Below are 18,166 nucleotides of genomic sequence, written 5' to 3' on the forward strand. Positions count from 1 at the left end.
CGGAGAGATGGCCGAGCGGCTTAAGGCGCACGCTTGGAAAGCGTGTGTACGTTAATAGCGTACCGAGGGTTCGAATCCCTCTCTCTCCGCCACGGAATTCCAGACACATTGATGAACCGCCATTTTTTAGGTGATGTTTTACTCTTCGCATCCGCTCAACGGCCTCTCTAGCAAGGCATTTCTGATCGAAGGAACGAGTATAAAGTTCGACTTCTACCAACCGTAAATGCCCTATGATCGCCTTTCCAGGCTTGCTCAGCTATACATCTTCTGCCTCATTCCCAGCATTATACTGTCTAACATCGTTCACATATTCTCAAGCAGAACAGAAAGTAATTGCCCGTCAACGTGTTGAACTTTAACTGATCTCATTCTATTTAAGGTTCAATCACGATTTGATCATAGAAATCGTTCAAAAAATTTGGCCTTTATGACGACTGCTAACTAGCTGATAGAAACAAAGACCGTTACTGCCTACAAAATTAGATATGGTTTTTATCAAAGAGCATACAAAGAGCTGCTAGCTGAGCAGTTTCTTACACTCACAACCTACGCAGATGGACGCAATATCTACTATTATTTAGACCCGAAATATAAAGTGGACAAAAAAACTCTCTTAAATATTTATATGTACGGCCTAATATCAGAGTAAAATAGCACAAAAACTTTGGATATAAATACAGAAAAGAGGTTAATTACCGTTTATACAACTCCATATGTTGGCTTAATTTTTTACTATACTAAATTTTTACTTATACTTGTTATAATATTAGAAGAAAATTTCTGGTTTAATTGCTCTAACCTTTCTCCACTCCCTTCAAAAGATCAACACCACTTCCGCAGGTAATTGTCTATCATGAATCTTATTAGGCATATATGACCACTTATGCTTTTATATGCACAGATATTTAACCTACTTTCTTAAATTTATTTTAAAGTAATAGATTTTTATATTTAAAAATAGCAACCATGAAGAGTAATTAATTTAAAATAATATCGATGATTTAATTATAATATATTATTATAAATTAATATTGTTTATTTTAACATATAAATATACAATTTGTATTAACAATTATTATATGACAGTGATAAAATAAGTCTAAAAAGTATTAATTTATATTTTTCATAAAATTATAAATGATTTATAAATATATTTTTTACTATTTATTTACTTATGTGAATGTATATAATGATCTAAATTTAATATGAATTTTAGCAATCGTCAGTTTTTATTCGGGCCTCCTATGCTTTCTAACGAGCCTATAATTGCCTGTTGGGGTATCTCTTGGTGGAAACAGAAACGCATTCGTTCTTTCCTGGAGCGAAGAATGCCCGTACGTTTTTTCCTATCGCCAGAGCGAGCCCTTTCATATGCCTATAAAAAAGAAGGAGCATTGGGGGTGTGGGCAAGTCATGTAACACCTGAACTACAAAAAAAAGCAAAAAATCTTGGTGTGCCCCTCTATTTTATAGAGGATGGTTTTATTCGCTCTATAGGACTTGGTAGTGGTTTCCTTCCCCCTTCCTCGATCATTGTGGATCGTCGGGGTGCTTATGTTGACCCGTCCCATCCTAGCGACTTGGAAACTATGCTTTCCACGGTTCATATATCAGCTAGCTTGCATAAGCGCGCGGAAAAACTTATCGACCTCCTACGCACATTACATATCTCTAAATATGCAGCTACGGCAGAACATGGAATGCTGATAAACGCACCTTCTCACTCTCGAATTCTTTTAGTTCCGGGACAAGTTGCGGGTGACCTTTCTGTCATAAAAGGAGGGGGAGAAATTACTGATAATTTTTCGTTACTCCGCGAAGTCCGCGCAAAAAATCCAGATTCGTGGATTATTTACCGTCCACATCCCGACGTGGAAGCGGGACATCGGTCAGGTAGTCTATCCGATAGTGTTATTTATAAATATGCGAATATGATCCATCGCGGTGGGAATATGAGCACTCTTCTTGAGCAGGTTCATGAAGTTCATACTCTGACTTCCCTTACAGGATTTGAAGCCTTATTACGTGGCAAGAAAGTAATAACATACGGCGCCCCTTTTTATGCCGGCTGGGGACTGACAACACATCTTGGCCCCCCATTACCACGACGTGGAAGGTTACGGAATATTATCGATCTCGCTGCCATCACACTTATTCTCTATCCCCGTTATTTTAACCCGGAAACACAACGATGTTGTGAAGTTGAGGAACTAATTGCCTGCTTTGGTAAAGCAGAACTCTGGCGCCCCACTCTGGCGATGCGCTTGCGTGAAAAGCAGGGGCAGATACGCCGCTTTTTTACGCGTCTTTTCGCTCATTATCGGGCACCTCAAGCCTAGATAATTCATGATATTCTGACTTATTGAAACCATTTTATGTCTATTTCATCTAAAACATCTCCATTTGAAAATCCTGCTTTAACAGAAACAGATACAATTATACCTGCCTCTTTAACAGGCAAAACTAAAACACCGCGGCGTTTTCTGCTCTTGCAAGGTTTAATGGGGCCTTTTTTCCAAAATATCGGTCGTGCCTTAAAAAAAAGGGGACATAAAGTTTGGAAAATCAATTTTAATGGTGGTGATGAACTTTTCTGGCGTTTAAATGGTGGCATTGCATTCCGAAGTAATTATGGGACATGGCCAGCATTTTTAGGACAAGTTTTAAAACGTCACTCAATTTCAGATGTTATCTTATTTGGTGATTGCCGTGAGCTTCATCGTCAGGCTATTCTCATATGTCGTGAGATGAATATTGCCGTTCACGTGTTTGAAGAAGGCTATATCCGCCCTGATTGGGTTACATTAGAACTTGGCGGGGTGAATGGGAATTCTTCACTCCCCAAAGATCCTGAATGGTATTTGAAAAGGGCTGAAGCACTTCCACCAGCAGCGCCCCATGAATCCGTACCATCTTCTTTTAAACGTCGTGCCTTGGAAGGGATTGCTTATAATAGCGCCACTATATTATTGAAATGGCGTTTCCCTTACTGGACCGATTATCGCCCCTGGCCCCCTCTCGTCGAAGGTATAGGCTGGCTTCGACGCCTTCTGCGCCGTAAAAAAGCTCAGAAAAGAAGTAAGGCTTTAACTAAATGGCTTACCGTTGGTCCCAAGCCTTATATGCTTCTCCCATTGCAGCTAGATGCAGATGCCCAGTTACGCTTACATTCTTCCTATTCGGGCGTTGCTGAGGTCATCACAGAAGTTTTGGTCTCATTTGCTCGACACGCCCCTTTGGATTTGCGCCTCGTTATTAAAGAACATCCCCTCGATAATGGCGTCCAGGACTGGAAAAGCCTTGTAAAGCGCCTGGCTGCCGCTCATGGTGTTAGTAACCGTGTCGATTATATGGAACTTGGTGATATCGCCCTACTCGTCCGGCATGCGCGCGGCGTAGTAACGGTTAATAGCACAACAGGGACACTTGCTTTGGCTTGTAATGTACCTACGAAAACATTAGGTCATGCCATTTATAATATGCCAGGTCTTACTGACCAATCTACACTCGAAAAATTCTGGCAATCACCGCAACCACCAGATGCCATCACCTTCGCAGCTTTTCGCCGTGTTTTAATTGACCAATGTTTGATTCCCGGCGGATTTTTCTCAGAAGAAGGATTAGAAAAACTTACCAAAAGTGCCATTATACGCCTTGAAAATTATCAAAAGCAGGATAGAATATGAGCCAGAAATCCCCCCGCTTTATCCTTGATATATCACGCCTGCTTTCGCGTGCTGGACAAACTGTGCCTACCGGCATTGACCGTGTGGAGTTAGCTTATGCTGAGCATTTGCTTGGCTATTATCCCCATCAAATCCAATTTACAGCTCTATCCTTGGCCGGTTGGATGGGGGCTTTGCCTATGCACAAAGCCCGCTTATTTATCAATGCATTATCAGAGGTATGGAATTCAGGCCATATAGAAAGCCTATCCACCGTTAGGACAATAGCACGACAACTCAAAGGACTTTTGTTTCTTGGTCGGAGAATCCCAAAATGGGAAGGACCATCTTATTATCTACTATTATCACACCATCATTTAATGAATATAGATCTTATTCATCGGTTCTTAAAACAAACAGGTGCAAAATTTGTGCCCATGGTGCATGATCTGATACCCATTGATTATCCAGAATATGCCACTCCGCGCGAGCCAAATCGTCATAAAGCACGTATTAAGACCGTAACCGCATTAGCAGATGCCGTGATCGTTCCAACTTATGCCGTACGTAACTCTCTGGCACCTCACTTTGAGTATGCTCAACGTACGAATGTCCCTATTTGGACAATTTCTCATGGCGTAAATGATTACGCCATAAATAATGATGTCGCTTCTACTGTAGGTCACCAACGAAACGATTTCCACCCCTATTTTGTATGTTTAAGCACAATCGAACCTCGCAAGAACCACCTCCTCCTGCTTCAATTATGGCGTAGGATGGTCGAAGAGCGCGAAAAAGAAAACGTCCCGCGCCTTATTCTCGTTGGAAAACGTGGATGGGAAAACGAAAACATATTAGACCTTCTGGAACGTTCTCTCTCTTTGAAAGAGACTGTCCTGGAAAAAAATCATCTTTCTGATGAAGAAGTTACTTCATTATTAAAGCACTCTAATGGACTAGTTTTTCCCAGTTTCGTGGAAGGATACGGTTTACCTTTAATAGAAGCTATGAGCTTAGGCATACCAAGTATTTGTGCCGATATTCCGGTTTTAAGAGAAGTAGGAGGAACAATCCCCCATTATTGCGATCCGTTAGATGCGCCAGCATGGCAAAGAGCCGTCGATGATTTTACTATCCATGGTCCCCTTTGGCAAAAACAAAAAAATGCTCTGGAAAACTGGCAACCTTATCTTTGGAAAGAGAGCGTTACCTCTGCCTTAAGCCATTGCTGTAATTTATAATGAGTTTTCCAATGAATATTATTAACGATCCAGATTATATTAAAAAAAATATTTCGATCGTAATACAAGGCCCTGTGATACAAAGTAATATTTCCAACATTGCCAATCATTGTTTTCATTGGCGTCAAATACTACCTGAAGCAGAAATAATACTCTCAATATCTACGACAGACTGTTTGATTTTCAATAATATAAATAACGAAAATCACTTGATAAAATCAATTAATAATGTTTTTATTGTTGACTTTACATTATCTAATCCTATAAATATTATAAAAAAAACGTGCAATATCATTATCTTTGATGAATTTTCTCTTGTGAATTCATTGCCGCCAATTAAAGATGATACAACAGAAAGTAATAATATAAATTTTTTAATTAAAAGTTCTCAGGACGGTCTTTCTGTTGTTAGTAATCCTTATGTCTTACGTATTCGTAATGATGCTGTTTTTTTGAATACAAATTTTATTGATTTATATTGTAAAAATTATGCATACCCTCGTAAAGAGGCTAGTTTAGTCTTTAAGCAGCGTGTTCTAGTATCCTGGATCTACACTCTCAACCCTTATTCTGAAGAACGCTTTCCTTTACATATAAGCGACTGGCTGAATTTCGGCTTAACTGAAGATGTGAAAAAAATTTGGGACATCCCGTTCTATACCTTCAAAGACGCCGTTTATTACGAAGAGTATAAACGTGATGATGTTAACTTTTATGAAAGAAAATTCAATCTACGTTTAGCAGTTGAACAATATATTTATTCAACTGTGTTTAAAAAATTAGGAAAAAAATTTCATCTTGATTATATTAACGATAAACGTTCTGTAGATTATTGTATGGATCTATTAGTAGATAATTTTTATATTAGTGGTAATAAATTTCTTTCACTGAGAATTAATAAAGACTATCAAAAGGAGCTTGCCAATCCATATAAACGATCACTGTGCATATCAGAAGATGCGTGGCGCTTTATGCTACTTAATCGCGAAATTTCATATAAAGATATTCTAAAAGGAAATGTAGATAATAATATTAAAAAACTTTCAAAAAATACTTTTTTATTAGAAAAAAATTTACCAAACAAATCCCCGCTACACTATGGGAACGGAAAATTTAGAAAAATAATATTCTCTTTTTACTCTATAATACTTTCAGATAAAATGAAAAGTAAATTTATTTTTTCTCCTGATAAATTTTTTAATGATTCACGATCTTTAATTACAAAAAAAATTGGTTATTATTACTTAAAAAATAAAGTAAAATAAATTATCGAGTGATATTAATCAAAATTATATCGTTAAATTCTTTATTTAAAATCACTCAAAATTAAAATAAGTAAAGTTTACAGAACTTATAAATATGGATGGTAAAATTACCAAGAAAGGAATTATTATCTCTATTTAAAATAAAATTCGCCAAATTTTCTTAATAATCCAAACCTAGAATCACGGAAAAAATTTACCGGGTCATTAATGAGTTTTCTTTTTCTATTGTTATCGTTGATTTTTAAAAGTAAATAAAAAATAATTTTACATATTAATGGTTTGAAATAAACCGAATTACTCATAAATATGTTAGACTCAGAATATTTCTTCCAAGCGTGATCTTTATTTCGTTGTGATAAAGGTGGGATTCCAGTTAAATTACTTTCTTTGACAATTAATTTTTTATTAACAAATTTATTGCTTTTTCCCCAAAAAGAAATCACATAGTTGTCATCTTGTTTAAAGAAAAATTTTTTCGCATCATGATAATAATTAAACACTCCCTCAAATGTAAAAGGAATTGCACTCCATACAAAAAAATTTTTCTTAAACTGATTTACAGTAACAGATGGATTGTTATCATCAATAACGATTTCTAGCCAACTCTGGCTGAAAAAATTTTTTTTATATAATATAAAACAAACATTAGGAAAATTTTCGAGCATTATTGTTTCCATAGATTTTTCTTTCTCAAGAAAATATTCTGTTAAATCGCATGCAACTGGTAAATTATCAGTCTTAGACCACCATACATGTTCTTGATGATCTAAGACTCTATTAATCTCTCTAATGCGCATGGGAAGTTCACGCATTAGCGCATAAGGAATATCGACTAAAACAGGTTTAATATTATTTGTTAATATATTCTTTAACAAGATATATTCTGGGTTAAAGAAAAGAGTTCTAATATTTTCTTTAATAAATGAAAAAGTAGAAAAATATATTTTCATAGATGACACGTGACCAATAGCTATCTGATCATTTATGCCTTTTGAATGAAAATTTTGGGGCACATATATAGAGTTATTTATATAATCACCAATATCCGTTATTTTCACTAATATCTCTTTTAATGAAATATCAGGATAAATATCGGGTCTAATTCTTACTACAAAATCGTAATCATCAATATTATCTTCAAGAAGTTTGAAAGTCTTCTCTAAACTATAAAACATAGACAATGATCCATTATCACGTCCCGGCTTAATGTTTGGTTCCTTATAGGTTATCATATAGACTAATTCCGAAAAATCTTTTCGTTCTTCAAAAAGATATTTTTTCGGTTTTAACTCATTAATAATTAATGCCTCAGAAGTAGAACGCCAACCATGAATAAAAATATCACATTCAACACCAGATAAAAAAGATTTAATCATCCTTACCTGCTGTTCAGGAACGCGGTGAATTATGTGCCTAAATTCTCCAGATATACATACTGCAATTTTCTTCCTTAACCAGTTTGCATGATGCGAGGAAATCGTTGCAATCAAATATGGTAGATCTTTTAATTGGGTGAAATACTGTGAACTAAAAAAAGGAGGTTCTAATCGTAAAAAAGGTAATTTAAATTTCTTTAAAAACGGCGTTAATTCTTTGACCTCATCTGGTGTAACTATATTTAATAGGTAATCGTTCCCAAAAAGAGAAAATGGAAGCTCATTTAAAATGAAGCGTCCGGCGATTTTTTTAGGAAGTAATTTATCAAGCTCATCTTTTAAATTATAGAATGTATACTCATTACTATAGTTTTTCCATAAAAACCCATAATATAAAATATTTTCAAAAAAATCTACATGTCTTCCTTCATATAAAAAACTCTTATAATTTTTTCTTTTTCCTATGACATAGGAATAAAAGATAGATTTTTTACATTGTTTCAACAATTCATTTACTTTTTTTGTTTCATAAAACCAATGAAAACATTCCATAAACCAACGAGAGGAAATATCAAATTGTAATACTTGGGTAGTATTTTTATTAACTTGATGTGCTAATGAGTTTAACCACAAATCACCACGAGGTTTGGTATCAGTATATATGACATATTTACATCCCAGATAATCTTTTAAAACGTTCTTTATAGAAAATTCTTTTAAGAAAAGTCCTTCACTATCAAGAACTATAGACCAATCTGTCTTTATATACTTAAATACTCCTAGTTTTTTAACTGTTTGAAAAGTAAATTTCCCAACACGCTTTAAAAAGGCTGAAGGTTGTTCGTTAACATTAAAATCGGATAAAATTGTCTCTGTTTCAATAATCCTAAAATTCTTTATATTTTTATCATTAAATTTTTTCTTAAATAATTCATAATTATTCCGCTCAACAATAACAACAAATTCTATAACATCAAAATCTATACAATATTTTTTAATACTCTCAAGCATATCAAAATATTGCTCAACATGTTTTTCATAGCTTGGAGTTATTATAGTAATATGATCATTAAGCATTATTTTGTCTCACTTTTCCATTTTTTTACATAATACCACAGGATATCATCTAGTCAAAATTGATAATTTTATAATCAATAATTCCTAATTTTCGAATTTCATTTTCTATAAACTGAATTGTATTTTGAACATCCCTTGCAATAAAAAGAAATTTTTCTTTCTTAAAATAATGAGAGAAGCTCATAATTGAGCGCCGAAAAACAGAATGTCCCGCTAAGGGTAACATATATTTTGGTTTATCATAACAAGCTTTCGCGAAACGACTAGAAAGACCAGCCATCGGTATTACTATCATAAGATTTAACCTTTTATTTCTGCATAAAGTCTAATGGCATTTGCAAGAAAAGCTTTTTGTCTATCTGGACGGTCCGCATGTAGTGGCAACATAGATATAAATAGTAAAGCAGTAATAGCCTGTATCTCATTGCTTGATACATTTATACCAGCAATATTAATTTTCGAAAATTCATGCTTTAACCAATCCCGAATTGGCGCAGGCTCAAATGTAAGATTCATATCATAGGGTGAAGAATTGTGTAAAACATAACGCCCAGCAATAATTAAATCGTAAAACCCATTAATAGAATGTGAGAGCTTAGCAATATCGTATCGTAGATCTCCATATATTTCAGCATTAGATGCAAAAACATATCCTCTTGGATCAATTACAGAAATACGTTGATTCCTTGAATTATATAAAATATTGCTAAAACAAAAATCCCCATGCATAACCGTTGAAATGATATCATTATCGGTAGTTACGTAACTTTGTAATTTTTTAATAATTTCTCGCATGCTGGGCAATAGAATACCATTAAATCTCAATGAATGATCAATGTTAAAATCAGAGTATTTAATATATTGATTTATTCGTTCATTAGTTTTTTCATCAACTAATTTAGATAAATAATAATCTCTATTCTTATTTCCCTTATATTTTGCACATATTTTTAGAAAATCAACACACGATTCTAATATTTTCTTCCATGTTAAACGCCCAACTTTAGAAAATACAAAAAGCTCCGCTAAATTAGGCGCGTATTGATAGTCTGTTGAGTAGCAAGTTTTAGAACAATCATCAGTAACACCGTGATCAAAGACACGAACACTATAAGGTTGTAAACTATTAGGTATATTTTCTAACCAGTGTACCTCAGCATTCATCTTAAAATGGTCCGATGAAGATTTCTCAACAGTAAATTTTGTAATCTTCATCGAATTAAAAGAACGCACCGTTGTAACCAGACGACGAGAACGAAAATAATTTTGCAAATGCCCAAAGTCATACCAACGGCTAACCATAATTATTAACATTTTATTAATATCATTATATAAATTTAAAGCATTAACAAAATCGTACTTTGATATAATGAGGCAACGTATTAAAGAAATAGAATCGGAAAAACTAAAAAAACCGCATGCAACAAGTGATGTAACAGCTTCTTCTGATGAAGGTTTTGTTTGAAAGAAACTCTCTACGTTACCGTCTTTGTGCTTAACACCAGCCCAAGCATAATCATCGAAATCTACGTCTGTAATGACACAATCCATATTGACAGGCAATTCATCAAACATAGTGTCGCCATTTAAAATTCGTACTGACACACTCCTATTAGTTAGCATGTTTACGGCATAGATAATTGCTTCACCTAGGGTTTTATCGTCTGGGACAAATAGCAAAGACACATTTTTTTCGCGTAATATATTTAGATCATATTGAGACGCTTCAAAAGATTCTGGCAATGTTAGGTAAATTTTTTCATTAGAATCTAATATTTTTTTATATAACTCAATCTGCAAATCATAAAGCCGCCCAACACCAACAGGTAAGAATGCTGGAGGAAGCATACCAAATTCAGCGGTAAGCTCCTGTCCTACATAAGCGCCTGACATAATCAAATTAAGTGAGGACATCAAACTTATCTTCCTTTATCTAACGAGCCATTATTATCTTCCTTTATTTAATAAATCGTTAATTTTCATAGCAGAAAGCTTTTCAAATTCAGAAAGTCGTACAACTCTATCATCAACATAAAATCTTTCTCTACCAAACTACTGCTTGCAGATATAAATTTTGCCATCAATAACTATATGATTTATTGGTATAACTTCGGGTATTAAAAAAATATTTTTGTTCTCGTCATCTAGTTACAATTCTGTGTTTTTTAATTCGATGATGATTACAAAGTAAGGTATATTATGTTTATCGATCTAATGAATAATACTAGGTAAAGTGTACACGTTAAATTTGCCTATATTACCATCATAAATTTCCATATTCTGGAAAGTATGAATCGCAATTTTAAAACCTTGATTTTTATATTCCATTAAACGCTGAACAGTCACAGGATTGACTTCTTTTGCAGAATAACTATCGCTTAAATTTATGTATCGTCACTGTGTTATCTAAATCAATAATAATAAATTTCATATATAATCCATCTACAATCATATCTTACAATATTTCTATTAACGAATCTTAGTGATGGGATTAATAAAACCTTTATAAATTATGATAACGATCAATACCCTCTTCAACAGAAGAACATTCATGTATTTTCTTATCATGTATCAAAATAGATCTGTTACATGTATTTCTAATAAATTCCATACTATGTGAGACAATAATTAAAGTTCTATCTGCTCTTTTGCCAAATAACTCATCCTCACAACGCGCAGCAAATCGTGCATCACCAACCATAATTACTTCATCTATTAAATAACAATCAAACTCTATTGCCAATGACAAGGCAAATGCAAGACGCGCATGCATGCCCGATGAATAAGTTTTAACGGGATGATAAAATTGTTTCCCTAATTGAGCAAATCCTTCGACATAGTCTAATGTTTCTTTATAATCCAAGTCATAAACTCTACAAACAAACCGCAGGTTATCATGACCTGAAAGACTACCTTGAAAGGCACCACCAAACGCTAAAGGCCATGAAACTGTCATACCTCTAACAATTTTACCGGATGTAGGATACTCAACGCCCCCAATAAGCTTGATAAGTGTTGATTTTCCTGCACCATTTCTTCCTAATATACCTAACTTATCTCCTTTATTAACTGTTAAATTTACGCTATCAAGAATCAGATGTTTTTCTTTATTAACGTGAAATGTTTTACTTAAATTAATGCATTGCAATGTTTCTGACATAAATACTTTACCCCATCTTAATATAAGGGCGAATTTTTTTAGAACAATACAAACCCAAAGTTAATTGTATCGTACAAAATGAAAACAAATACTCTATAGAATAATGTGGAACGACCTGTATTCCAAACTCTCCTCCTCTTATCATCTCAATGGCATTTGCCAAAGGAGAAGCTTCTAAAATAAACCTATACCTTGGTGGTAGCCAGTCCGTCATTGCAAAGGCTCCCGTCAAAGGAAGGGATAAATACGAGAAAATAGAAAGTGCCTTTTCAAGAAACTCTGAACGCTCAGTTCCTGCTGCGAGTAATAACCCCCAACCATAACAAAAATATATTACAAAACCCATTCCAGCGTAAACCAGTCCCCAATTTTCTGGTGTACGCATATACCCCAAAGATACTGAACCAAAAACCACAAGGAATCCAGCCAATAAAGTTCCAAAAATTTCCAAGGTAGAACGTGCAATCACAATATCAAAAGGAGTCACCAGCCTATGGTACAAAAGACTTGAATTAACTGAATAAGCCATTGCTGATCGCATCATAACATGCCGCCACATGGTTAAAGGAATATAGCCCGTTACAACCATTGCTGTCATTTGCAAGCCGTGTTCATGCGAAGGTCGTATTGCCGTCCACACAATAGCAACACCAGCGCAAAACAAAATTGGCTCACCTATGACCCATAAAAATCCGATATTTTCTCGCCCATATCGCGTATGTATTTCGCGCATAATAAGAGCATGAATCACGCGTATCTGCGTTATGACAGCCTGGTGTAACGTTGGATCAACATGCCGCGAAGCATTGTATCTATGATGTTTGTGCTTCATAATACCATTATCATTGGAGCGCATGTTCACGTGCCCCTGAAACTAAAAGAGCGCCAGTTGCATAAACTATCAGCATCGTGGAAAAAGTAATAATTATGAAAATCGTATCATATGGGTATTCTGGATAATCGGGCAAACTTGGTTTCGCTACGACCGTTACATATAGCATTTGTCTATCTGCTTGCGCTTTAGCCATCTCAAGAGCCGTCGTCTCAGCGGCAAGCCGCCTTTCAAGGATAGTGCGTTTTACCTCAAGCTCATCATATCCAAGCAATTTCGGTACCAGGGAGTTTGAATTTCCATCTTTTCCAGTTATATGCGCATGCGCCTGTTGAATTTGAGCTTGAATAGAAGCAATCCTCTGAGCATAAACTTTTCTCAAAGGACTATGAGGCGCAGAGCTATCAAGCTGTTTCTTTTCCTCCTGCATCATTGACAATGTTGTCTCTAATGACAAAGCCGTCCCGACCATTGGGATTGCCTGTTTCATTGGATCAATAATGGCATTTTCATAGCGATAGGCAGCTAATTGCATTTCCGTATCATGCAAATCCTTCAGACTAGCATCTAATTCAGCTTTAGCGGCATGCAAGGTATTATAACGTTGTCTGTCATTTATGTCATTGACAAGCCTCTCACCTGCATCCAATAACGCCTGGGCGACACGTTGTGAATCATGAGCAGAAAATGTACGCACTTTAAGATGTGAAATACCTGTTTCTTCGTCAATCTGGGCCTTCACATGGCGTTGATAATATTTATAAAAACTTTCAAAATCTTTTCTGGTAAAAATAGACGGAAAATGTGCAAAAAAATCAGCGTAGGGACGATTATAAATATTTTTTATATTAACTTTTTGTTCAAGCATATGCAAAGCATCACGGGATTTCATGTAATCCTGCACAGCATATGTATCAAGACTTCCACCGTGACTTGATTCTAACAAACTACTTAGGCCACCTATGGATGCATTACCAGGAGATTTTCCGCGTACCAGGAAATGAGTCTCTGATATATATTGTGGTGCAGCAATAACCCAAAGATAAAAGGCTACAACAAAAGTGGGTAACAACACGACAAGCGAGAATATCCATTGACGACGCAACCATTGCGTTATCTTTAAAAGATACTTGCTTAAAATATTATAAAATTGAGAATATCCTCTCATATTCCTTTCAGGGAAAACATGATTTTCACTTCCGTTAGAAGAGTCCCTTAATTCCTGTTGTTCATTATATTTTGGAGAGAAGTGTTCCAAACTATGCTCCTTATGCTCCCTAGGCTGTAGAATTATCTTTCTACTTTGCTAGACATGGTCTTATCAAGGTGAAATATTTCTTGCAAGATAGTCTTTTATTAACCTATTTGTGGAATTTTAAAGTCAAAATCTCTCTCTATAAAACTTGCTTTTCATTAGAAAGATATATACGAAAATCGCTAAATTAAAGTTAGCACATAACAGGATAAAGTGATGTTTGACTCTTTTTCTCATAGAAAAAATGATTCTCGTGAGATGGTTACATCTAAAATTATACTGAAAAGCGCTTTTACACTCACAGCTCTTTTAATGGCGGGCTGTAGCTGGGTTCCTCGCTCCAGTCCAACACAAAAACAGGTGCATAATTATACTAAATCAAAGCATAATAGAATGGCTATAGATTATAAATTATTTGCACTAACTCCTGAGATAGCTGATATTCTTGCGTCCGAAATAAAACCAATGATTTCAACGCTAGATAAAAAAAATCTCAGAACAACACTAAACGACCGTATTGGAGCAGGAGATATTCTGGGAATTACCATTTTCGAACTAGGAAATGGCTTGTTCTCGGCATCAGACAGAAGTATCAGCGGCACTAACGTAAGTGGTGGTGGTGCACTAGGTGGGACCCCGCGTATTACTGCTCAAAATCTTCCTCCAACACAGGTCGAAGGTGATGGTAGCATAATGGTACCTTATGTAGGGCGCCTTAATGTACTTGGTAAGACGCCAAACCAAGTAGCGACCCTCATCCAAAATAATCTCAAAGGAAAGTCTCAAGATCCACAGGTCATGGTACGTATTCAAAATGACATTGGAAACACCGTAATTGTTTCTGGAGAGATTAATCGACCAGGACGCGTTGTTCTTTCCTTAGCTGATGAGAATCTTTCTGATGTTATTGCTATCGCTGGTGGTGCAAAATATCCCCCGAAAGATTCCCAGGTCGAACTAGTCCGCAATGGCAAGATAGCCGCAACTGACTTGGCTACGTTAGAAAACCACCCTGAAGAAGATATCCGTGCCGATCCAGGAGACCGTATTCGTGTCATCTATCAACCCCGGACATTTACCGCATTTGGTGCTGTAGGACAGACTCAACAACGCAATGAGGTTAAATTTAGTACAGCAAATTTAACGCTTGCTAGTGCTCTTTCCCGAATTGGCGGCCCCGCTGATAACCGGGCAGATGGGAATGCTGTTTATCTAATTCGTTACGAAGATGCTGATATATGTAAACGACTCGGCGTTCCTGTAAAACAGGGGGCACGCAATGCCCCTGTTGTCTATGAAATTGATATGTTGAATCCTACCCAATATTTTCTTGCACAAAAAGTCCCTATGAAGGATCATGATGTCATCCTGATCGCAGATGCTGCTACGGATGCTATTTATAAAATTGACATGCTGATCGGAACATTTATGGGGCAAGCAGCAACCATTGGTCTTTATGGAGTCCGGTAATGCCTATGTTTGATTTCTGTGCTCAATTAAATCCAATAGCAAGGGATAATAATGCTCTCTTTTGAAGCATAAGATATCAGAGAGCACTAGCAGTTACGCAGTACTCTGAGAAATTATCCTCATTACTTTGTAGCTAACTCCTTAAGGCGCGTTGCTGTTATGCTTGATTCACCTTCACGGCTTATAAGAACATCTGATCCTACACAGCCTACAGCGCCACATCATAGAATTTCCGGTCAACAGCCTCCTGTCAGAATTTTTCAGAAAAATTGGCAGGAGGCCTTTACCTTAATTTCGTTTAGAACATTTCTTATATTTTCTTTTATCTTTGAGGTTATTATTTTAGCTGTATCTATATGTTACAAAAAATCATTATCTTCTATGTGTATATATTTTACCCTAGGAATTCCTATATGGCTTCTGACAGAATACGTAATGCACCGCTTCATCTTCCACTTTGCTAGTGAGAAACCTCGTATTCAGAGACTTGTTTATATTTTCCATGGCAACCACCACATACAACCCAACCATCCTTACCGGACGTTAATGCCTCTTATCGTCACTCTACCAACGGGAATGTTGCTATGGGGCCTTAGTATTTCTATTTTAGGTATAGGATTAGGAAGTATTTTATTTTGCGGCTTCTTCACTGGTTATGTATGCTATGACACAATTCATTACGCCACCCATAATTTTAAAATGAAGGTCTTTCCTCTATCACTTTTGAAACGCCATCATTTATTACATCATTATGGAAATGAAGAGCACAACTACGCTATCTCATTTCCCTGGATGGATATTTTATTCAAGACAAAATATAAGTAAAATATATTTATACAATTAACATAGCAACCCACTCCTTAAGAGAAGGTCGCTATGTTAATGATAATCACTTCTTCAGCCAGTATTTATAATCCACTCTACGTTTATATTGGTGAGCGTGTTTGGTAACTGGAGCGAAACCCAGGATTTCAAGAAGATCTCTTGCAGCATCAATGTGCCAGTTCTGAATTTCAGTCAGCCTTAAATTCGGGAAAATCATACCAACGACTGCATGAGCGAATACTGCACCATCTCCTACTGCTTCCAAAGCGCTCATAATTTTCCCAAATTGTGAATTAGGCACGGCATAAGCGGGATCATAAGCTTTAGCTAAAGCATCTCTGTTATATTTCATTGCAGACATTTTTTATAATTACTCCACAGTTGAAAAATACTTAATGGTATATAGCTAACTCGTAAGGAAAAATACAGCATTCTGATTGTGTATATAATAAGATTTTATCATATATCCACATTTCTTAGATTCGAAAATATTTATCTTTCTTTTAAATAAATACATGATAACCTATTAGAATTGTTCAGAATTATGAGGATAAACTCCGTGGCTGACAAAATTACAGACCCTTTTTATCAGGAAGTTAAAGACGCACTCGAGAAAGTCCGTAAAAATAACGATGATAAAGTCTCACGCTGGTTTCATGAGAACGCTGCTTCTATCCGTGAAAAAATTGACGCCAAGCTCCGTGAAATCATTGAAGCTGATTTTTTATCCAGCAAAGCAGAAGTTGCTTTTCGGGCTGGTAAAATCGAAAAGCCTAAAAAACTTGAAGTGTTACTCTCGCAAAAAGAACGTGAAAGCAAACAAAAGCATCCAGACTTCAAAAGCCCTGATGTTATTTTCGCCATTTTAGGCACAGAATCGCAGTCCCCTCTCTTCATGGCTTGGGACACATTAAAACATGAAGTCGCTGTTCAGTCTAAACACGTGCTCCACCACGACTAAGCGTCATAATACAGCACTTGATACAGACTATAAATGGCCCCTTTTCATATGGGATAGGGGCTGTTTTAACATCTAGACATTTCCTGATAAATCAAAGATAAACTTGCACTCCTTGCAGCTGAGACAGGTTTATGATGATTGGCATAGATCATAGTGACTCAACATCAAAAACCCAGCTCAAAGGAGCTTCACTAGTTCTATGTTCACTCATCATCCAAAATATTGGTGCAAGTTGCGCTAAACATCTGTTTGTAATCGTTGGAGCCTCTGGGGTTGCTGCTTTACGCATAGGACTGGCGGCCTTTATCCTTCTGATGATCAGGCGCCCATGGAAACGGGGATTTCCTCTAACCTGCTGGCGCCCCCTGATCTTTTATGGAGCGGGCCTTGGTTTTATGAACCTTATGTTTTATCAGGCTTTTTCCCGTATTCCGATTGGTCTTGCCATCGCAATTGAGGTTGCCGGACCCGTCCTGATTTCCCTTTTCGGTTCCCGCACAATAAAAGATTTTTTCTGGATAGGGGTTATTATAATCGGGCTTCTGTTCCTCCTGCCCGTTCATACAAAAAACAATCTTGACCCCATCGGGATCCTGTTCGCTGCCGGAGCAGGCTTATGCTGGGTTTTATACGTCCTCTTCGGCAAGTCGGTTTCATCACGTTTGGGCATGGATGCCCCTGCCTGGGGAATGAGTATTGCAACGCTCTTAATCGTTCCCATTGGTATCCACTCCGCTGGTACAAGCCTTTTCCTTCCTTGGATCCTCTTTCAGGGATTGATTGTTGCGATACTTTCCAGCGCCCTCCCTTATTCTATTGAGATCAAGGCCCTCCATCTTCTTCCTGCTTCTTTGTTTAGTACTTTTTTAAGCACCTCTCCAGCTATTGGATCACTGGCAGGATTTTTCATCCTGGGAGAACATCTGACCCTCCAGCAAATCAGTGCAATTTTTTGTATTACACTCGCTGCTGTTGGGAGTAGTTTGACTATAAACAACATCAAAAAAACATAAAAATACATTTAAATAATTTTAAA

The 18,166-nt window shown here is 36.2% G+C and carries 15 protein-coding genes and 1 tRNA gene; 9 read left to right on the forward strand and 7 right to left on the reverse strand.

Going from position 1 to position 18,166, the window contains the following annotated elements; all coding sequences use genetic code 11:
• Nucleotide 1 precedes the first annotated feature (1 nt).
• From AC3B6P_RS07245 to AC3B6P_RS07265, 5 genes are all read left to right on the forward strand, one after another.
• A tRNA-Ser gene (locus AC3B6P_RS07245) sits at nt 2–92 on the forward strand.
• Between the two features lie 1,239 nt (nt 93–1,331).
• On the forward strand, nt 1,332–2,342 hold the full coding sequence (locus tag AC3B6P_RS07250; protein ID WP_489805423.1) for a capsular polysaccharide export protein, LipB/KpsS family: 1,011 nt from the start codon (nt 1,332–1,334) through the stop codon (nt 2,340–2,342).
• A gap of 36 nt (nt 2,343–2,378) precedes the next feature.
• Nucleotides 2,379–3,689 (forward strand): capsule polysaccharide biogenesis protein, encoded by a 1,311-nt coding sequence (locus tag AC3B6P_RS07255; RefSeq protein WP_489805424.1) that lies wholly within the window; start codon nt 2,379–2,381, stop codon nt 3,687–3,689.
• Nucleotides 3,686–4,909 carry a glycosyltransferase family 4 protein gene (locus tag AC3B6P_RS07260; protein ID WP_489805425.1) on the forward strand — a complete coding sequence of 408 codons (1,224 nt, stop codon included), beginning with the start codon at nt 3,686–3,688 and terminating at the stop codon, nt 4,907–4,909. The genes AC3B6P_RS07255 and AC3B6P_RS07260 overlap by 4 nt, the downstream gene beginning before the upstream one ends.
• An 11-nt stretch (nt 4,910–4,920) precedes the next feature.
• Nucleotides 4,921–6,174: a WavE lipopolysaccharide synthesis family protein gene (locus tag AC3B6P_RS07265; protein ID WP_489805426.1), complete on the forward strand. Its 1,254-nt coding sequence runs from the start codon at nt 4,921–4,923 to the stop codon at nt 6,172–6,174.
• 131 nt (nt 6,175–6,305) lie between these two features.
• Here AC3B6P_RS07265 and AC3B6P_RS07270 read toward each other — a convergent pair whose 3' ends face one another.
• From AC3B6P_RS07270 to AC3B6P_RS07295, 6 genes are all read right to left on the reverse strand, one after another.
• Complete coding sequence (locus AC3B6P_RS07270; RefSeq protein WP_489805427.1) at nt 6,306–8,627, reverse strand: DUF6492 family protein; 2,322 nt, start codon at nt 8,625–8,627, stop codon at nt 6,306–6,308.
• 49 nt (nt 8,628–8,676) lie between these two features.
• Nucleotides 8,677–8,907, reverse strand: a complete 231-nt coding sequence (locus AC3B6P_RS07275; RefSeq protein ID WP_489805428.1) for a hypothetical protein — start codon at nt 8,905–8,907, stop codon at nt 8,677–8,679.
• Between the two features lie 20 nt (nt 8,908–8,927).
• The gene (locus AC3B6P_RS07280; RefSeq protein WP_489805429.1) at nt 8,928–10,541 is read right to left on the reverse strand and encodes a capsular biosynthesis protein; all 1,614 of its coding nucleotides are present in this window, start codon (nt 10,539–10,541) and stop codon (nt 8,928–8,930) included.
• Nucleotides 10,542–11,130: 589 nt separating this feature from the next.
• A complete protein-coding gene (locus tag AC3B6P_RS07285) occupies nt 11,131–11,787 on the reverse strand; it encodes an ABC transporter ATP-binding protein (protein ID WP_489805430.1) in 657 nt (218 codons plus the stop codon).
• 7 nt (nt 11,788–11,794) lie between these two features.
• Nucleotides 11,795–12,643, reverse strand: coding sequence for an ABC transporter permease (locus tag AC3B6P_RS07290; protein WP_489805431.1), 849 nt, complete (start codon nt 12,641–12,643; stop codon nt 11,795–11,797).
• Complete coding sequence (locus AC3B6P_RS07295) at nt 12,630–13,877, reverse strand: KpsE/RkpR family capsule polysaccharide export protein (protein ID WP_489805432.1); 1,248 nt, start codon at nt 13,875–13,877, stop codon at nt 12,630–12,632. The genes AC3B6P_RS07290 and AC3B6P_RS07295 overlap by 14 nt, the downstream gene beginning before the upstream one ends.
• Before the next feature lie 390 nt (nt 13,878–14,267).
• Here AC3B6P_RS07295 and AC3B6P_RS07300 point away from each other — a divergent pair, with 390 nt between their 5' ends.
• Both AC3B6P_RS07300 and AC3B6P_RS07305 read left to right on the forward strand, forming a co-directional pair.
• The gene (locus AC3B6P_RS07300) at nt 14,268–15,344 is read left to right on the forward strand and encodes a polysaccharide biosynthesis/export family protein (RefSeq protein ID WP_489805433.1); all 1,077 of its coding nucleotides are present in this window, start codon (nt 14,268–14,270) and stop codon (nt 15,342–15,344) included.
• Between the two features lie 159 nt (nt 15,345–15,503).
• On the forward strand, nt 15,504–16,169 hold the full coding sequence (locus AC3B6P_RS07305; protein WP_489805434.1) for a sterol desaturase family protein: 666 nt from the start codon (nt 15,504–15,506) through the stop codon (nt 16,167–16,169).
• Nucleotides 16,170–16,233: 64 nt separating this feature from the next.
• Here AC3B6P_RS07305 and AC3B6P_RS07310 read toward each other — a convergent pair whose 3' ends face one another.
• Nucleotides 16,234–16,530, reverse strand: a complete 297-nt coding sequence (locus tag AC3B6P_RS07310; protein ID WP_489805435.1) for a hypothetical protein — start codon at nt 16,528–16,530, stop codon at nt 16,234–16,236.
• Between the two features lie 198 nt (nt 16,531–16,728).
• Here AC3B6P_RS07310 and AC3B6P_RS07315 point away from each other — a divergent pair, with 198 nt between their 5' ends.
• Together AC3B6P_RS07315 and AC3B6P_RS07320 are read left to right on the forward strand one after the other, a co-directional pair.
• Nucleotides 16,729–17,130, forward strand: coding sequence for a hypothetical protein (locus tag AC3B6P_RS07315; RefSeq protein ID WP_489805436.1), 402 nt, complete (start codon nt 16,729–16,731; stop codon nt 17,128–17,130).
• 131 nt (nt 17,131–17,261) lie between these two features.
• Nucleotides 17,262–18,143 (forward strand): EamA family transporter, encoded by an 882-nt coding sequence (locus AC3B6P_RS07320; RefSeq protein WP_489805437.1) that lies wholly within the window; start codon nt 17,262–17,264, stop codon nt 18,141–18,143.
• The last annotated feature ends 23 nt before the right edge of the window (nt 18,144–18,166 follow it).

The sequence above is a fragment of the Aristophania sp. ESL1142 genome, assembly GCF_058107345.1.

Excerpts from the sequence above, each read along its gene's own strand:
- AC3B6P_RS07250 (WP_489805423.1), top strand. The coding sequence starts at position 1,332 with ATGCCCGTACGTTTTTTCCTATCGCCAGAGCGAGCCCTTTCATATGCC.
- AC3B6P_RS07255 (WP_489805424.1), top strand. The coding sequence starts at position 2,379 with ATGTCTATTTCATCTAAAACATCTCCATTTGAAAATCCTGCTTTAACA.
- AC3B6P_RS07260 (WP_489805425.1), top strand. The coding sequence starts at position 3,686 with ATGAGCCAGAAATCCCCCCGCTTTATCCTTGATATATCACGCCTGCTT.
- AC3B6P_RS07265 (WP_489805426.1), top strand. The coding sequence starts at position 4,921 with ATGAATATTATTAACGATCCAGATTATATTAAAAAAAATATTTCGATC.
- AC3B6P_RS07270 (WP_489805427.1), bottom strand. The coding sequence starts at position 8,627 with ATGCTTAATGATCATATTACTATAATAACTCCAAGCTATGAAAAACAT.
- AC3B6P_RS07275 (WP_489805428.1), bottom strand. The coding sequence starts at position 8,907 with ATGGCTGGTCTTTCTAGTCGTTTCGCGAAAGCTTGTTATGATAAACCA.
- AC3B6P_RS07280 (WP_489805429.1), bottom strand. The coding sequence starts at position 10,541 with ATGTCCTCACTTAATTTGATTATGTCAGGCGCTTATGTAGGACAGGAG.
- AC3B6P_RS07285 (WP_489805430.1), bottom strand. The coding sequence starts at position 11,787 with ATGTCAGAAACATTGCAATGCATTAATTTAAGTAAAACATTTCACGTT.
- AC3B6P_RS07290 (WP_489805431.1), bottom strand. The coding sequence starts at position 12,643 with ATGCGCTCCAATGATAATGGTATTATGAAGCACAAACATCATAGATAC.
- AC3B6P_RS07300 (WP_489805433.1), top strand. The coding sequence starts at position 14,268 with ATGGCTATAGATTATAAATTATTTGCACTAACTCCTGAGATAGCTGAT.
- AC3B6P_RS07305 (WP_489805434.1), top strand. The coding sequence starts at position 15,504 with ATGCTTGATTCACCTTCACGGCTTATAAGAACATCTGATCCTACACAG.
- AC3B6P_RS07310 (WP_489805435.1), bottom strand. The coding sequence starts at position 16,530 with ATGTCTGCAATGAAATATAACAGAGATGCTTTAGCTAAAGCTTATGAT.
- AC3B6P_RS07320 (WP_489805437.1), top strand. The coding sequence starts at position 17,262 with ATGATGATTGGCATAGATCATAGTGACTCAACATCAAAAACCCAGCTC.